This window comes from Pollutimonas rozaliensis (assembly GCF_048751585.1).
In the GTDB taxonomy this organism is placed as follows: Bacteria; Pseudomonadota; Gammaproteobacteria; order Burkholderiales; family Burkholderiaceae_B.
Window position 1 is genome coordinate 18317 of sequence record NZ_JAZHOB010000008.1, and the last position, 15528, is coordinate 33844.

Genomic DNA, 15528 nt, shown 5'->3' on the forward strand with positions numbered 1-15528 from the left:
GTCCGCCCTAACGCGCTTCCTGGAAGCGGCCGTAGGACATCAGGCGTTGCAGGCGCTGATCGATGAGCTGCTCGGCCGACATGCCCGACAGTTGGCGCAGGGAATCGGACAAGGCGCGGCCGAGCTGGCGCGCCATGACCACCGGATCGCGATGGGCGCCGCCCACCGGTTCGTTGACGATGCGGTCGATCAGGCCCAGCTCTTTAAGGCGGGGCGCGGTAATCGCCAGGGCTTCGGCGGCCGTGGACGCCTTGTCGGCGCTGCGCCACAAAATAGATGCGCAGCCTTCGGGCGAAATGACGGCGTAGGTGGAATACTGGAGCATCATGACCACGTCGCCCACCGCGATGGCCAGCGCTCCGCCGGAGCCGCCTTCGCCGATGATGGTGGAAATGATGGGCACCTTGAGCTCGGCCATGGCATACAGATTGTGGCCGATGGCTTCGGACTGGCCGCGCTCTTCGGCGCCAATGCCTGGATAAGCCCCCGGTGTATCGACAAAGGTAAAAACCGGCAACTGGAATTTTTCGGCCAGGCGCATCAAACGCAGGGCCTTGCGATAGCCCTCGGGACGCGGCATGCCGAAATTGCGCATGGCGCGTTCTTTGGTGTCGCGCCCTTTCTGATGGCCCACCACCATGCAGGGCGTTCCGTTGAAGCGGGCCAGGCCGCCCACGATGGACAGGTCGTCGGCATACATGCGGTCGCCGTGCAGTTCGTGGAAATCGGTGAAGATTTCACGCACGTAGTCCAGGGTGTAGGGCCTTTGCGGATGGCGCGCCACCAGTGCCGTCTGCCAGGGCGTGAGCTTGGCATAAATGCTTTTGGCGAGCGCCTGGTTTTTTTGCTGCAAACGCCCGACCTCTTCCGAGATATCGACGGCGGAATCGGTTTGAACGAAACGCAGCTCTTCGATCTTGTTCTCGAGTTCGGCCAGGGGCTGTTCAAATTCCAGGAAGGTATTACGCATAAGGGCTAGTTTTCCAGATTAGAGCGTTCGCGTTGTTCAATACTGCACCGAAGCGGGATCGAGGCTGCGCCATAGGTACCAGGTCGCCACGGTGCGCCAAGGCGCCCACGCCTGGGCAACTTCTCGTGCCTCGAAACGCGAAACGGGCTCACCACTAAAGTAGTGTAACGAAATTGCCTTCAGCAGACTCGCATCGTCCAGCGGAAGGACATCGGGCCGCTGCAAATTGAAGATGAGAAACATTTCGGCGGTCCATCGTCCAATGCCGCGTATGGCGCACAAATCCGCAATGACCGCCTCGTCATCCATGGCGCTCCAGGAGGCGGGCTTTATCTTTTTCTCGGAAAAGTGCGTGGCTAGGTCGAGGATGTATTCGGCTTTACGCTTGGACAAGCCAGACAGGCCGATATCGGTTTCGGCCAGCCGGATGACGCAGCGCGGCGAGGGGTCTCTTCCGCAGGCTTCGGTAAAGCGTTCCCACATTGCGTCCGCCGCCTTGACCGATATCTGATGGCCCACGATGGCACGCGCCAGGGTAACGAACGGCGAGGCCGCCGGCGCCAGCCATTCGGACTTATGGCGGGGGATCAGCTTTTTAAGAATGCGATCGCGCCCCATGAGCTGCGTGGACGCCTCGTCCCAAAAATCCGGCTTTTCACGCCCTGCGTCTAGGCTTTCTGACATGACCCTCCCCTTTCTCAAGCCCGACGCCATTGGGTGACGCCGCCCGCTTTGTCTTCGAGTTCGATGCCGCCCGCCTGGAGCTCGTCGCGGATGCGGTCCGCTTCGGCAAAATTGCGATCCTTCTTCGCGGCGGCACGCAAATCAATCAGCTCCTGAATTCGTTCGCCCGGCAGGGATGCGGCGGCCGCCGCGCCGCCATGATATCGACTGGGCGACTGCAGGTAGCTGGCCGGATCGGTTTGCAGCAGCCCCAGTATGCCACCCAGCGCGCGCATCAGGCCAGATGCCGGCCCGGACTCATCGCGATTGGCTTCGCCGGCCAGTTCAAACAGGGCCGCAACGGCCCCCGAGGTATTGAAGTCGTCGTCCATGGCGGCGCGGAATGATTGCGCCGCGGGATGTGTCCAGTCGATGTCGGCCTGCTGGGCCGGCACATTCTGCAAAGTCTGGTACAGGCGATCCAGGGAACTCTGCGCATCGAACAGATTGTCCGGCGCGTAGTTCTGCGGGCTGCGGTAATGATTGCGCACAATGAAAAAGCGCAGCATTTCCGCCTCGCGCGGATTCACGTCATATGAGGCCTGGCCGTCCGGCAAGCCCGGGTCGGCGGCAATGGTGGCGCGTATGGTGCGAAAGTTGCCCAGCGACTTGGACATCTTGTCGGCATCGACCATAAGGGGACCGCAATGCATCCACACCTTGGACAGCGTACCGCCGAAGGCGCCTTCGCTTTGGGCGATTTCATTTTCGTGGTGGGGAAACTTAAGGTCCGGCCCGCCCCCATGAATATCCAGGGGCTGACCCAGCAGGGCGCGGCTCATGGCCGAGCATTCAATATGCCAGCCGGGCCGGCCCAGGCCATAGGGCGATTCCCACTTGGATTCAGGCGGTTCCCCGGCCTTGGCCGCCTTCCATAAGACGAAATCCAGTGGATCGCGCTTGGCGGACGCCACGGCGACCCGTTCACCGGCCCGCAGATCGTCCAGCGACTTGCCCGACAGCTTGCCATAGCCGGGGAAATCGCGCACGGCGTAGTTGACGTCGCCGTCCTCGGACTGATAGGCCAGGCCCTTGTCTTCCAGGCGTTTGATGATGCCCAGCATGTCGCCCACATGCGCCGTGGCGCGAGGCTCGAAATCGGGGGTCTGCACACCCAGCGCGCGCTCATCGGCATGCATCGCGTCGATATAGAAGGAGGTGACCTCGCTCATTTTTCGACCGCTGTCCACCGCGCGGCGGATGATCTTGTCATCGATATCGGTGATGTTGCGCACATACCTGACCTGATAGCCGCTATGGCGCAGCCAGCGCTGCACCACGTCGAAGCTGACGAGCATGCGCGCATGGCCCAGGTGGCAGAAATCGTAGACCGTCATGCCGCATACATACATGCTGACCTTGCCCGGCTCTGCGGTTTTCAATGGCTCTTTGGTGCGCGAAAGGGTGTTATAAATGTGCAGCATGTACAGGTAAATGTCTGTCGGTAAATACGATTGCGGGCCTGATCGGTACAGGCCCGGTTGCGGTAAACTCGGCGCGAGCCGGCAAGCAAGGCTAAAATGGCGGTCGATAAGTATAGCAAGCGGACGGAACCGACGCTGCCCTGCGCGGCCCGCTTTTTATTCTATGCCGATGCCATGCCAGCAACACAACCCTTACATATAGGTGCATAACCTGTGTTTCGAATTTTGAGCCCTGCAGTAGCGATCGTCCTTGTTCTGGGCGGACTTTCGGTCCAAGCCGCCATGGCGCAGGCGGTGGTGCCCGGCCTCGCGCCGCATGTCGATCTTAACGCGTCACTGGAAGATGGTCCAGGCAAGCCCGCTTTCGAGGGCAAGCTATTCAACGACCCGCCTCCGCCCGAGGGCGGCTGGAAAGGCCTGGCCAAGCTGCTGGAAGCGCTCACGCCCAGCGTCGATACCTCCGTTCCCCTGACCGCCTCCGAAATCACCAGCCGCATCAGCCAGATGCTGGACCAGGGCCGCAATGAAGAAGCCCTGGAAGTCATCCAGAAGCGGACCGCCCAACTGGAACAGCAAGGCGGTATCGGCACCGATGTGCAACTGATGTTCCTGCATGGCCGCGCGTTGGCTGCACTGGGCCGCGATGCCCAGGCAATCGACCTTTATCTTAAGATGACCACGCTCTACCCTGAACTGCCCGAGCCCTGGAACAACCTGGCGGCGGAATACGTCAAGCAGGGCAAGCTGGACATGGCGCGCGACGCCTTGTCGATGTCGCTGGCGGCCAATCCCAACTACGGAACCGCCAAGGCCAATCTGGGTCAGGTACAGCTTATGCTTGCACAGGAATCCTTTCGCAATGCCGCAAGGCTGGGCGTAGACAGCGCCCGGTCCAAGGCCGAACAGACCGCCGAAGTCCTGAAAAAATAAACCTATCTTTCTCTGCAACCGTCCAGGCGATACTAGAATGCGTTTTTCTTCAATACTTATCCCCTCGCTCGGCCCATCGCTGCGCGTTTTCGGCCTTGCCTGCGCGGCATCGCTCGCCCTGTGCCTGGGCAGTGTTGCGCAAGCGGTCTCACCATCCCCTACTCAAGGTAAATCTATGAGCTCAACTCCCCGCGTCAAACTGCAAACCAGCCAGGGCGATATCCTTATCGAATTGGATGCCGAAAAAGCGCCCAAGACTGTCGAGAACTTCCTGACCTACGTCAACGAAGGCTTCTATGACGGCACTATTTTCCACCGGGTCATCAATAACTTCATGGTTCAGGGCGGCGGCTTCGATGCCGGCATGAAACAGAAGCAGACCCATGCTCCCATCGAAAATGAAGCCAACAACGGCCTGAAGAACGACCGCTACACCCTGGCCATGGCGCGCACGGCCGATCCCCATTCGGCCACCGCCCAATTCTTCATCAATGTGGCCGACAACGACTTCCTGAACTTCACCTCGCCCACGCCCAACGGCTGGGGTTACGCCGTATTCGCGAAGGTCGTGGAAGGCACCGAGGTCGTGGACAAGATCAAGGCCGTGAAAACGGGCAACAAAGGATTTCACCAAGACGTTCCGGCGGAAGATGTCCTTATCGAGAAAGCCACAGTCGTTGAATAAGCTCCGGCTCGCCGGCACCGTATGGATCGCCTCGGATATTCATCTGGGGTCGCATACGCCCGGCACTGCCCGCGCTTTCCACGAATTCTTGGACAAGGCATGCGCCCAGGCGGATGCCTTGATTTTATGCGGCGATATATTCGACGCATGGATAGGCGACGACCTGGCGCTATCGGCACCTCCCGCCTGGCTGGCCGAAACAGTGGAAAAACTCAGGCAGGTCTCTGAAAAAATCCCATTGTGGCTGGGCCGCGGCAATCGCGATTTTCTGATAGGGCGCGTGCTGGCCGGACATGTCGGCGCCCAGGTATTGCCCGACCGTGTATGCCTGGAAACCGATGCAGGCAAGATTCTGCTGTCGCACGGAGACGAATACTGTACCGCCGACCGAGCTTACCAGCGCTTCCGGCGCGTTGTGCGCTGCCCCGCCGTGCAATGGCTTTTCCTGCGTTTAAGCCTCTCGGCCCGGCGCGGCATTGCCGATCTGGCGCGCGAACGCAGCATGGCGTCCAATCGCCATAAACCCATGGACATCATGGATGTCAGTCAGTCGGCCATAGAAAAGGCGTTTTCAGGGGCCGATGCCGACATCATGGTTCACGGCCACACCCACCGTCCGCAGGTCCACCGCCTGACCGTCGACGGCAGGACGCGCAAACGTTATGTATTGCCTGACTGGGATTACGATCACGGCGACGCCGTCCGCGGCGGGTGGCTGGCCATCGATGCCGACGGCTTGCATTTGAATCAGGCGTCGAAATCCAGCTGAAGCCCAGCGGTGTCGCCGCGCTGGCGCACCTGGACGCGGCGCGCAAGTCGGCTTAGCAAATACGATGTCATGTGCATCGTGGCTTCGGGATCGTCGATCAAGGCCTCGGCGGTCGGCGGCATCTCGCGGGGGGCTGGCAGAGCCAGGCCTTTGTACGAAAACCTGACCCGCAGGGTATATTCATCGAAGCGCGTCCTGACTTCCAGTTCAGCCTGCCCCGGGGCTATCCGGTTGCTATGCGCCAACAGGTCGAAGGCCTGCCATGCCGCCTGCTCGGCGCGCTGAACGGCATCGCGCCTTGCACCCCATAGGCGTCCCTGGTTTTCCATGAACAGGTTCAAATCGTCGGCCGTGGTGGCATCCACCTTGAATCGCTGCACCGTCCGGCGCGAGGCGCCCAGGCGGAACACCATGGTCAAGGCCAGCGCCACCAGCGTACCGTTGGTCACGCCAGCCAAATCCATGAAACCGGCCAGCGGCGCATTTTCCACGCCGGCCACGATGTAGCGATGCGATACGCCTACGATCAGGCCCACGCCCAAGGCCAGCGAGCGCCTGTCGTCCAGCATGCGCGAAGCCACCAGCTTCAGCCCCGCCATCAACAGGAAGGCGGCCAAGTACAGCAGCAGGGCTGAAATGACCGACCCTGGAACGACCAGCCACAAGACGATCAGTTTGGAGCAAAACGCGGTGATTACAAGGAAAGCCGCCACCCAATAGCCCAGGTAGCGGCTGGCGGAGCCCGAGGTTGCGGCCAGGCCGACCGCGCCGCCGCTGGCCGATTGCGGCATCGCATTGATGAAAGAAGCCAATATGTGCGTCAGTCCTTCCGCGCGCAATCCCCGGGCATAGGCGTGCAAGTCCGGCCTGTGCCAGTCCGCGTCGGCGGTGCGCTGGGCCACCGTCTGGGTGCCGACGGATATCAATGAAAAGGTCAGCCCGATAAGCATGTAGGGCAGCACCATGTCCATATTGAAATCCCAGCCGAAGGCCGGGAGCGTCGGCAGGCGCAGCCAAGGCGCGGCGGAAATATAGGACAGGCTCTCCGGCTGGATCAAACCCAGCATGCCGGCCAGCATGCTGCCGGCAAGCAAGCCGAACAATGCGGCGAACAGGCGCAGGCGGGACTTCAGCCAAATGTGGCAGAACACCATGACAAACAGGGTAAAGGCCGCCGCGGTCAGGTCGACATTCGACGCACCCGTGCCGTCGGTCGCATGAAACAATAGCTTCAAGCCGATCTGACCGATGCTGACTCCAGTCAGCATCACCATGAGCCCGGCGATTTCGACGGTGAATATGCTGCGCAGACGAACAATGCAAACGCTGAAAACCAGTTGGGTCAATCCCGCTATGCATACCATGCCGTAGGCCAGCGGCAAGCCGCCCGGATGGCTGCTGGCCAGAAACATGACTGCGAACACGGTGGGCGTGGCTTGCAGCGGATAGTAATAGCCCGACCCTATGCCCCAGCGCTTCGATATCTGCAAGAGTATCGAGAAAGCGCTTGCGATCAGCGAGGCGGCGGCGACATCCAGGAAGCTGGCGGACGCAAGATGGAAGCCGGTCTCGTGCAAAAACAGATTGGGAACCACCAGCAAAGCGCCCAAAAATGCCATCTGCTGGAGCACCAGGCCCAGCGCCGTGGGAATGGGCAGGCGATCGTTGATCCAGTAGACGATGTTATCGGGCTTGCGCATGCGTCGCTCCTAACGGATTTCCTGCGATGAAAGGCAAGGCGTTACGCATCGGCAATCGTCAAATGACGGGCATGAGCTGCATCGTGCCGGGCTCGGTACGCCAAAGGTCGCCGGTTTCAAGATCGAACCACCAGCCATGCAAGGCCAGCGTGCCTTGTTCGACACGCTCCTTGATCCAGGGGTAGCTAAGCAGATTGTGCAGTGAACCGGTAACCGCCGCGCGCTCGGCAAGGCCGGGATTTTCTTTCAGCAATTCCAGCGAAACCTTGTGGCGCTCATCGGGGTTGTCGGCGTTCAAGTACAGCTCGGTGGCGCTCATGGCCATCGATACCCATTCGCCGATGAATTCGCGATCCAGGCGTTGGCCGCCGGCCGTCGCCAGCATAGCCTTGATGCCGCCGCATTGCGCGTGGCCCAGGACAATGATGTGATCCACTTTAAGGTCGCGCACCGCGTATTCGATTGCCGCCCCCGTGCCATGCAGACCGGAGCCCTGCTGATAAGGAGGAACGAGATTGGCCACATTGCGCACGGTGAACAATTCGCCGGGCTCGGCGGACAGCAATACGCCGGTGTCCACGCGGGAATCGCTGCAGGCAATGATCAATGTCGCCGGCGCCTGGCCTTTGGTGGACAGCGCATGCATGAGTTCGGGCGAATGCTTGTAGTATTCGCTGCGGAAACGAAGCACCGCGGCCTCGAAATGCGAAATGTCCCGGAGATTATTCTGGCAGCAGTCAGCGGACATGATGTTTCGTTCCATGAAATTGGTAACAAATTCTAGCCGCAAATTATATCGTCATGCGGGCCAACGGCAAACGTCCGTGCTGCAGGGACGCCGAAATATGCACAAATTGCCGCGCTATCAGCGTGCCAGCAGCCACACCATGACCACTATGCCCAGGGCGATGCGATACCAGGCAAAAGGCCGGTAAGTGCGGCGCGAGACAAAGCGCAACACGGCCCGCACCACCACCAGGGCGCTTACGAATGCGGCCAGAAAGCCCACCACAATGGCGGTCAGCTGCGTATCGTCCAGTGCGCCGCTGTTGCGGTACAGATCGTAAACCGTGGCCGCCAGCATAGTGGGCATGGCCAGGAAAAATGAAAATTCAGTGGCGGTCTTGCGCTGTATGCCCGCCATCATGCCGCTGATTATGGTCGCCCCCGAGCGCGATGTGCCGGGCACCATGGCCAGGCATTGCGCAAAGCCAACCACCAGCGCCTGCTTCCAGCTGATTTCCTCGAGGGCATGGGCGGTCGCGCGCTGCGAAGACACGCTATCGTCTCGCACTGTATCTGCGGTTGTATCGGTCTGCTTGGCAAACTGGGGTTTGCGTTCAACCCAAAGCATGACCAAACCGCCGGCTATCAGCGTAAACACGAATACAGCCGGACTATGGAACAGCATCTTGATATATTTGATCGTGAGTGCGCCTATGACGGCCGCGGGCAGAAAGGCAATAAGAAGGTTGCGCATGAACAGGACCTCGCTGCGCTCCCCCGACAGTGTTCCGCGTATCAACTGCCATAGACGCGCCCGGAATATCCACATGACAGCCAGGATGGAGCCGAACTGGATGACGACTTCGAACACCTTGTCGTTGCCGGATGAAAAATTGATCCAGTCGCCGATGAGCAGCAAATGGGCGGTGCTGGATACGGGGATGAACTCGGTAAAACCTTCAATCAGGCCCAGGAACAGGGCTTTAAACATAAACCACAAACTATCAGTCATATTTTCTCGTTGTCGATGTTGTCGGCCTGATGATACAGCCGCTCTACTTGCACCGTCGCAATGCGGCGTCCATCCAGGCGCAGCACCGTAAACCGGAAGGTAGCATGCTCCTGTTGCAGTTCGCAGCTATCGCCGGGTTGCGGCAAATGTCCGAAGCGCTCCAGCAGATAGCCGGCCAATGTCGAATAGCCTTCTTCCTCGTCGACCAATCCATCGGTATTGAGCAGCAGCTCAAGATGATGCAGGTCGGCCGCCCCATCCGCGCGCCAGCGGTTCTCGCCATCGGCCGCAATGTCCGGCGTCTCGTCTTCGTCCGGGAATTCGCCCGCTATGGCCTCGAACACATCGATGGGCGTAACCACGCCTTCTATGGCGCCGAACTCGTCGGTCACCAGCACCAATTGGCCGCGCGATCGCTTGAGCGTATCCATCAGGCGCAGCACGCCTATCGATTCATGCACGATGATGGGATCGCGCAAGCGCGACAGGCGTATGGTGCCATGCGTAATGAGGTCCGCAATCATTTCCTTGGCGCGTCCTATGCCGATCACCTCATCCAGCGATCCCCGGCAAACCGGAAAAAAGCTGTGCGGCGCCTTGGCGATCTGTTCCCGCAGCGCGGCGGAATCGTCGTCCAGGTCGATCCAGGAGACATCATTGCGCGGTGTCATGATCGAATGAATGCTGCGGTCGGCCAGCGTCAGTACGCCGCTGACCATGTAGCGCTCCTCGTCGCCGAATACCTGCGCGGGCGCTTCGATTTCGGCTTCCTTCTCGGGGCCCGCCGCCGGGCGCTTGCCGAGCATGCGCAGTACCCCTTCGGCGGTGCGCTCGCGCAAGGGCCGGCGGGAATCGATCTTGCGCATATTGCGGCGAGCCAGTTGGTTCAGCACCTCGATCAGGACAGAAAAAGTGATCGCGGCGTACAGATAGCCCTTGGGCACTGCAAAACCGAAGCCTTCCGCCAGCAACGAAAAGCCGATGGTCAGCAAAAAGCCCAGGCACAGGATGACGACCGTGGGATGGGCGTTCACAAAGTGTGTCAGCGGCTTCGAGGCAACCAGCATCAGGCCGATGGCGATCACCACCGCTATCATCATGATGGCCAGGTGATCGACCATGCCGACCGCGGTGATGACGGCATCTATCGAAAATACCGCGTCAAGAATGACGATCTGGGTGACGATGACCCAAAAACTGGCATGCATGCGGGAACTCGATGCATGCACGTTGCGGCCTTCCACCCGTTCGTGCAGTTCCAGCGTCCCCTTGAAGAGCAGGAAGAAGCCGCCCACGATCAGGATAAGATCGCGCCCCGAAAACTCCAGCGGCCCAATCGAAAACAAGGGCGCGGTCAGCTTGATCAGCCAGGACATGACCGACAGCAGCACCAGGCGCATCAGCAATGCCAGCGACAGGCCCAGCACGCGCGCGCGGTCGCGCAGCGCCGGGGGCAGTTTCTCGACCAGGATGGCGATGAAAATCAGATTGTCTATGCCCAGGACAATCTCGAGAATGACAAGGGTTAGCAGGCCGACCCATGCGGAAGGGTCCAGCATCCACTCCATCAGGCGGCTCCGTTATGGATGGTCAATCCCGTAGATGCGACAGCATTTGCGGGAAGATCTTGGGCGTTGCGGCCAACACGCTGCCGCTTTTCATCCAGCCCTGCTCGCCTTCGAAATCAGCGACCAGGCCGCCGGCCTCGAGGATGAGCAGCCCGCCGGCGGCCACGTCCCAGGACTTCAGGTTCAAGCCGCAAAAGCCGTCCAGCCGCCCCGCCGCAACATAGGCAAGGTCGAGCACGGTCGATCCGAGCCGGCGCGCCGCGGCGCATTCCGAAAGCATGCTCGCAAAGCGAGCACCCGAGGCGACGGTCGAGGCGGACCCCGGCACATGCGCACCCAGCAAGGCGTCGTGGTAGCGCGACTGCCCGGACACCCGGACGCGCCGATCGTTCAGAAACGCGCCGCCGCCGCGGCTGGCGGTAAACAGTTCGTTGCGCGAAGGATCGTAAACCACAGCCTGGGTCAACTGACCCCGCTGCGCCAATGCGATCGAGATGGCATAAATGGGCAGGCCATGAATGAAATTGGTGGTGCCGTCCAGGGGATCGATAATCCACTGGAATTCGGCCTGCTCGTCGCCGGACTGGCCGGCGGCCAGGTGCGTGCCCGACTCTTCGCCCAGGAAGCCATGGTCCGGATAGGCGGTGCGCAACACGTCGATAATGGCTTCTTCCGCGGCGTGATCCACTTCCGTGACATAATCTTTAGGCCCTTTGCGTGCCACTTGCAGGCGTTCCAGGTCGAGGCTGGCACGATTGATGATGGTGCCAGCACGGCGTGCCGCCTTGATGGCGGTATTGAGCATCGGGTGCATAAAATTCCGTAATTGAACAAAAAATATCGAGAGCCAGCCGCTGCAAAATCCGGTACTTGCACGAGGCGGTATCGGCGGACATCAACACGATAAACCATGTATTTTAAATGACTCAGCCGCTTTCCCCCGAAACACAGATGTTTTCTTCCGAAACACAGTCCTCTTTCCAGGGCGAGGCCGACGCTTTTTCACGCGTACGCTTCATTATGGTGCATCCCAGCCACCCGGGAAATGTCGGCGCGGCGGCCCGGGCCATCAAGACCATGGGTTTTCACGATCTGTGCCTGGTCGCACCGCGCTTTCCCGACGTCCTGGATCTTCCCGAAGCGCAATCGCTGGCCAGCGGCGCCACCGATGTCCTGGCGGCTGTCAGCATCTTCCCGACGCTGGCGCAGGCCTTGGCTCCGGTGACGCTGGCCTTTGCTCTGACGGCGCGCGCACGCATGCTGGGGCCACCCTCATGCGACATCCGCGAAGCCGCCCTTGCCACCCGAAACCATTTGCAAAGCGGCATGGGGCCTGTGGCCATTGTATTGGGAACAGAGCGCTCCGGACTCACGAACGACGATATCGCCCTGTGCCAGCGCGTTTGCCATATACCGGCCAATCCCGAATACAGTTCCCTTAACGTGGCCCAGGCCCTGCAGCTGGCCGCCTGGGAACTGCGTTATGCGCTGGCCAGCGCCGCCGGCCTGCCCCTGTTGCCCACGACAGAGGGCCACCCGGAAGCCGGGGCTCTGCCCGCCCCCAACGAAAAAGTTCAGGCGCTCATGGCCCATTGGGAACAGGCGGTGATCGAGGTTGGGTTTCTTGATCCCCAGCACCCCAAGAAGCTCATGCCGCGCATGCGCCACATGTTCGGGCGCAACGGCCTTAGCCAGGACGAAGTCGACATGATGCGCGGCCTATGCACGGCCATGATCAAGACGGCCGCCAAGGCCAGGCGCTAAGCCTCAGCCCGATACGACAGGCAGGCCGGCCAGACGGGAAAGCTCGGCCTGGCCCAGCCCCGAAACATCATCGACCAGGACGACCTTGCCGTCCTTCAGGTCGAAAACCGCCAGGTCGGTATAGACACGCGTGACGCATCCCACGCCGGTCAGCGGATACGTGCAGCGCTCCACCAGCTTGCTTTGCCCTTCACGCGTCAGGAGTTCCATCAATACGTAGACCGACTTGGCGCCTATGGCCAGATCCATGGCCCCGCCCACCGCCGGAATGGCATCTGGCGCACCGGTATGCCAATTGGCCAGATCGCCGAAACGCGACACCTGGAATGCGCCGAGCACGCAGATATCAAGATGGCCGCCGCGCATCATGCCGAACGAATCGGCGTGATGGAAATAGGCGCCGCCCGGCAAAAGAGTGACCGGCTGCTTGCCGGCGTTGATGAGATCAGGGTCTTCGGCGCCCGGTTCAGGCGCCGGACCCATCCCGATGACGCCATTCTCGCTATGCAGCATGATCTCGCGATCCGCGGGAAGATAGTTGGCGACCTTGGTCGGCAGGCCGATCCCCAGGTTCACCACGCTGCCTTCCGGGATGTCCTGCGCGACGCGCGCCGCCATTTGTTCACGATTCAATCGATTCATTTTGATGCTCCCACGGCGACAACGCGCTGCACGAAAAGGCCGGGCGTGACGATGGTCTCGGGGTCGAGCGCGCCCAGCTCCACGACCTCGTCCACCTGAGCCACCGCGACACGGGACGCGGTCGCCATGATGGGTCCGAAATTGCGCGCAGTCTTGCGATACACCAGATTGCCCCAGCGATCCGCCCGCAAGGCCTTGATGAGCGCGTAGTCGGCGTGCAGCGGATACTCCAGAATGTAATCACGCCCGTTAATGCTACGCTGCTCCTTGCCTTCGGACAGCGGGGTGCCTGCGCCCGTGGGCGTATAGAACCCACCGATTCCAGCACCGGCCGCACGGATGCGTTCGGCCAGGTTGCCTTGCGGTACGAGTTCCAGCTCGATCTTGCCGGCCCGATACAGGGCATCGAATACATGCGAGTCGGACTGGCGCGGGAACGAGCACACTATCTTCCTTACCCGTCCGGCCGCCAGCAATGCCGCCAGACCGGTGTCTCCGTTACCCGCGTTATTGTTGACAATGACCAGGTCTTTTGCCCCCTGGTCGAGCAATGCGTCGATCAGTTCCTTGGGCTGGCCCGCAAGGCCAAAGCCGCCAACCATGACGACAGCCCCATCGGGAACATCGGCCAGAGCCTGCCGCGCATTGTCGAAAATCTTGGAGATCATGCTTTTCCTGCTTGTAAATACGACCATGAAATGCCAGATGGCCGGCTTCCGAAGTAGCCGGCCACCGTGGGTTGCTGCGTCAGCTTAGTCCACCGTTGCGCCGGAAGCCTTGACCACCTTGGCCCAGCTGTCGACTTCGGACTTGATGAACGCGCCGAATTCGGCGGGCGAGGTTTTCGCCGGCACCGCGCCCAGGTCGGCCAAGCGTTTCTGCACATCGGGCTTGGCCAGGGCTGCCAGAATGGTGGCGTTGAGCTTGTTGACCACGTCATCCGGAGTGCCCTTGGGTGCGATCACCCCGAACCACGAGGACACGTCAAAAGTCGGATAGCCCGATTCCTTCATGGTGGGCAGGTCCGGAGCCGTTTTGGAACGATCAGCCGTCGTCACCGCCAGCGCGCGCAGCTTGCCGGCTTCCACATGCGGCCAGGCCGAAGGCATATTGTCGAACATGAATTGCACCTGTCCGCCCAGCAGGTCGGTCATGGCCGGGGAGCTTCCCTTGTAGGGGATGTGCACGACATCGATATTCGCCACTTGCTTGAACAGCTCGCCGGCCATATGAATGGATGTGCCGCTGCCCGACGAGGCGAAATTGAGCGTGCCCGGATTCGCCTTGGCATAGTCGACCAGTTCCTTGACGGTCTTGACCGGCACCTTGGGGTTGACCACCAGCACATTGGGCACGCGCACGGCCAGCGCAATCGGAGCAAAATCCTTGACCAGGTCGAAACGCAGGTTCTTGTACAAGGTCTGATTGATGGCGCTGGTGACGGCGACCATATACAAGGTGTAGCCGTCGGGATCGGCGCGCGAAACCATTTCTGTGGCAATGTTGCTGCCCGCGCCCGGACGGTTTTCAACGACCACCGGCTGGCCCAGGGCGTCGCCGATTTCCTTGCCGACGATACGCGCCACCACGTCGGTCGTGCCGCCCGCGGAGAATCCAACGACCAGGCGAATGGCGTGATCGGGGTAGGCTGCCGAAGCCGTGCTTGAAAAACCCAAGGAGCCCGCAATCAGCATGCTTGCGGCGAGCGCCTTGGCGCTCACGGTAAATTTGGTACGAATTGACACGTAGTATCCTCCTATTAGTGTCCGTCTTGTGGACAGTTCTATAATTGCAGATAGATTCTCGGACATATTTTCAATTTTTTAAACACACACGTACACGCTGTGGACACTTTTGATATTGACACGCCAGGCTCCGGCCCGCGCACACTACGGCGCGGCCTGCAAATTCTGCGCACCCTCCAGGAAAACCCCGAGTCCGGCCTGAACGTCAGCAGCCTGGCCCGGATCACCGGCCTGCAACGGCCCACGGTCTATCGCCTGCTGGCGGCCCTGGTCGAGGGTGGATTCGTAAAAAACGTCGGCGGCACCAAGCGTTTCATTGCCAGCCAAAACGCGGCGGCCTCTGTCATCGACCACGATCCGCGCATCGAACTGGCTTTCCCGGTCATGCAGAAACTGGCCACCGTGACAGGCGACGCCGTCTTCCTGGTCGTACGCGATGGGCATGAATCGGTCAGTCTCTGGCGGGAAATCGGCCCCTACCCAGTACAGATCCTGGCAACCTTCGCCGGAAAGCGCCAGCCGTTGGGCGTGGGGTCGGGCGGCATGGCCCTGCTGGCAAAGCTAGACGACCATACAGTCGACGAAATCATTGCGCACAACAGTAACCAGATAGAGCAATACGGCGGCATGACAACCCGGGAAATGCGCCAACTGGTCCAGAACACCCGTACCCGGGGCTATTCCGTCGTGGGCAACTATGCGGTGCGTGGCGCGCTGGGGGTAGGCTGCGCCTTGTGCGATACCAAAAACCAGCCTTACCTGGCCATTAGCGTCACCGCCATCACCGAACGCATGCCCGCCACGCGCCAGCGCGAAATTGCCGGCCTCATACAGGAAGGCCTGAAAACCATAGCCGACAAAATCTGAAAG

Annotated in this window: 16 protein-coding genes; 5 read left to right on the forward strand and 11 right to left on the reverse strand. The window is 60.7% G+C overall.

Going from position 1 to position 15528, the window contains the following annotated elements:
- Positions 1-7: 7 nt before the first annotated feature.
- The 3 genes from V0R37_RS15305 to cysS are packed head-to-tail and all read right to left on the reverse strand — an operon-like array spanning position 8 to position 3117.
- Positions 8-970: an acetyl-CoA carboxylase carboxyltransferase subunit alpha gene (locus tag V0R37_RS15305; RefSeq protein ID WP_420375364.1), complete on the reverse strand. Its 963-nt coding sequence runs from the start codon at positions 968-970 to the stop codon at positions 8-10.
- Positions 971-1006: 36 nt separating this feature from the next.
- Positions 1007-1654 carry a DNA-3-methyladenine glycosylase family protein gene (locus V0R37_RS15310; RefSeq protein ID WP_420375365.1) on the reverse strand — a complete coding sequence of 216 codons (648 nt, stop codon included), beginning with the start codon at positions 1652-1654 and terminating at the stop codon, positions 1007-1009.
- Positions 1655-1668: 14 nt separating this feature from the next.
- Positions 1669-3117, reverse strand: a complete 1449-nt coding sequence (gene cysS, locus V0R37_RS15315) for a cysteine--tRNA ligase (RefSeq protein ID WP_420375366.1) — start codon at positions 3115-3117, stop codon at positions 1669-1671.
- A 225-nt stretch (positions 3118-3342) separates the two neighbouring features.
- On the opposite strand from cysS, the gene V0R37_RS15320 reads away from it, so the two are divergent.
- The 3 genes from V0R37_RS15320 (at position 3343) to V0R37_RS15330 (ending at position 5501) form a co-directional block, all read left to right on the forward strand.
- Positions 3343-4047: a tetratricopeptide repeat protein gene (locus tag V0R37_RS15320; protein WP_420375367.1), complete on the forward strand. Its 705-nt coding sequence runs from the start codon at positions 3343-3345 to the stop codon at positions 4045-4047.
- A gap of 175 nt (positions 4048-4222) precedes the next feature.
- Positions 4223-4732, forward strand: a complete 510-nt coding sequence (locus V0R37_RS15325) for a peptidylprolyl isomerase (protein WP_420375368.1) — start codon at positions 4223-4225, stop codon at positions 4730-4732.
- Entirely contained in the window at positions 4725-5501 is a 777-nt protein-coding gene (locus tag V0R37_RS15330) for a UDP-2,3-diacylglucosamine diphosphatase (protein WP_420375369.1), read from the forward strand. Before V0R37_RS15325 ends, V0R37_RS15330 begins: the two co-directional genes overlap by 8 nt.
- On the opposite strand, the gene V0R37_RS15335 is transcribed toward V0R37_RS15330, so the two are convergent.
- The 5 genes from V0R37_RS15335 to V0R37_RS15355 form a co-directional block, all read right to left on the reverse strand.
- Positions 5480-7201 carry a solute carrier family 23 protein gene (locus tag V0R37_RS15335; RefSeq protein WP_420375370.1) on the reverse strand — a complete coding sequence of 574 codons (1722 nt, stop codon included), beginning with the start codon at positions 7199-7201 and terminating at the stop codon, positions 5480-5482. The two genes, V0R37_RS15330 and V0R37_RS15335, sit on opposite strands and share 22 nt — an antisense overlap.
- A gap of 58 nt (positions 7202-7259) precedes the next feature.
- Positions 7260-7949 (reverse strand): carbonic anhydrase, encoded by a 690-nt coding sequence (locus V0R37_RS15340; protein WP_420375371.1) that lies wholly within the window; start codon positions 7947-7949, stop codon positions 7260-7262.
- 117 nt (positions 7950-8066) lie between these two features.
- Positions 8067-8939 carry an undecaprenyl-diphosphate phosphatase gene (locus V0R37_RS15345; RefSeq protein ID WP_420375372.1) on the reverse strand — a complete coding sequence of 291 codons (873 nt, stop codon included), beginning with the start codon at positions 8937-8939 and terminating at the stop codon, positions 8067-8069.
- Positions 8936-10507 (reverse strand): TerC family protein, encoded by a 1572-nt coding sequence (locus V0R37_RS15350; RefSeq protein ID WP_420375373.1) that lies wholly within the window; start codon positions 10505-10507, stop codon positions 8936-8938. The genes V0R37_RS15345 and V0R37_RS15350 overlap by 4 nt, the downstream gene beginning before the upstream one ends.
- A gap of 22 nt (positions 10508-10529) precedes the next feature.
- Positions 10530-11321, reverse strand: coding sequence for an inositol monophosphatase family protein (locus V0R37_RS15355; protein ID WP_420375374.1), 792 nt, complete (start codon positions 11319-11321; stop codon positions 10530-10532).
- A 137-nt stretch (positions 11322-11458) separates the two neighbouring features.
- Here V0R37_RS15355 and V0R37_RS15360 point away from each other — a divergent pair, with 137 nt between their 5' ends.
- Entirely contained in the window at positions 11459-12271 is an 813-nt protein-coding gene (locus V0R37_RS15360; RefSeq protein WP_420375375.1) for an RNA methyltransferase, read from the forward strand.
- A gap of 3 nt (positions 12272-12274) precedes the next feature.
- On the opposite strand, the gene V0R37_RS15365 is transcribed toward V0R37_RS15360, so the two are convergent.
- The 3 genes from V0R37_RS15365 to V0R37_RS15375 form a co-directional block, all read right to left on the reverse strand.
- Entirely contained in the window at positions 12275-12913 is a 639-nt protein-coding gene (locus tag V0R37_RS15365) for a 3-oxoacid CoA-transferase subunit B (protein ID WP_420375376.1), read from the reverse strand.
- Complete coding sequence (locus V0R37_RS15370) at positions 12910-13581, reverse strand: 3-oxoacid CoA-transferase subunit A (RefSeq protein ID WP_420375377.1); 672 nt, start codon at positions 13579-13581, stop codon at positions 12910-12912. Before V0R37_RS15370 ends, V0R37_RS15365 begins: the two co-directional genes overlap by 4 nt.
- Before the next feature lie 84 nt (positions 13582-13665).
- Positions 13666-14607, reverse strand: coding sequence for a Bug family tripartite tricarboxylate transporter substrate binding protein (locus tag V0R37_RS15375; protein WP_420375596.1), 942 nt, complete (start codon positions 14605-14607; stop codon positions 13666-13668).
- A gap of 150 nt (positions 14608-14757) precedes the next feature.
- Between V0R37_RS15375 and V0R37_RS15380 the strand changes: the two genes are divergently transcribed.
- Positions 14758-15525 (forward strand): IclR family transcriptional regulator, encoded by a 768-nt coding sequence (locus V0R37_RS15380; protein ID WP_420375378.1) that lies wholly within the window; start codon positions 14758-14760, stop codon positions 15523-15525.
- Positions 15526-15528: the final 3 nt, after the last annotated feature.

Coding starts and splice junctions, on each gene's coding strand:
- V0R37_RS15305 (WP_420375364.1), bottom strand. CDS start 970: ATGCGTAATACCTTCCTGGAATTTGAACAGCCCCTGGCCGAACTCGAG.
- V0R37_RS15310 (WP_420375365.1), bottom strand. CDS start 1,654: ATGTCAGAAAGCCTAGACGCAGGGCGTGAAAAGCCGGATTTTTGGGAC.
- cysS (WP_420375366.1), bottom strand. CDS start 3,117: ATGCTGCACATTTATAACACCCTTTCGCGCACCAAAGAGCCATTGAAA.
- V0R37_RS15325 (WP_420375368.1), top strand. CDS start 4,223: ATGAGCTCAACTCCCCGCGTCAAACTGCAAACCAGCCAGGGCGATATC.
- V0R37_RS15335 (WP_420375370.1), bottom strand. CDS start 7,201: ATGCGCAAGCCCGATAACATCGTCTACTGGATCAACGATCGCCTGCCC.
- V0R37_RS15340 (WP_420375371.1), bottom strand. CDS start 7,949: ATGTCCGCTGACTGCTGCCAGAATAATCTCCGGGACATTTCGCATTTC.
- V0R37_RS15345 (WP_420375372.1), bottom strand. CDS start 8,939: ATGACTGATAGTTTGTGGTTTATGTTTAAAGCCCTGTTCCTGGGCCTG.
- V0R37_RS15350 (WP_420375373.1), bottom strand. CDS start 10,507: ATGGAGTGGATGCTGGACCCTTCCGCATGGGTCGGCCTGCTAACCCTT.
- V0R37_RS15355 (WP_420375374.1), bottom strand. CDS start 11,321: ATGCACCCGATGCTCAATACCGCCATCAAGGCGGCACGCCGTGCTGGC.
- V0R37_RS15360 (WP_420375375.1), top strand. CDS start 11,459: ATGTTTTCTTCCGAAACACAGTCCTCTTTCCAGGGCGAGGCCGACGCT.
- V0R37_RS15365 (WP_420375376.1), bottom strand. CDS start 12,913: ATGAATCGATTGAATCGTGAACAAATGGCGGCGCGCGTCGCGCAGGAC.
- V0R37_RS15370 (WP_420375377.1), bottom strand. CDS start 13,581: ATGATCTCCAAGATTTTCGACAATGCGCGGCAGGCTCTGGCCGATGTT.
- V0R37_RS15375 (WP_420375596.1), bottom strand. CDS start 14,607: ATGCTGATTGCGGGCTCCTTGGGTTTTTCAAGCACGGCTTCGGCAGCC.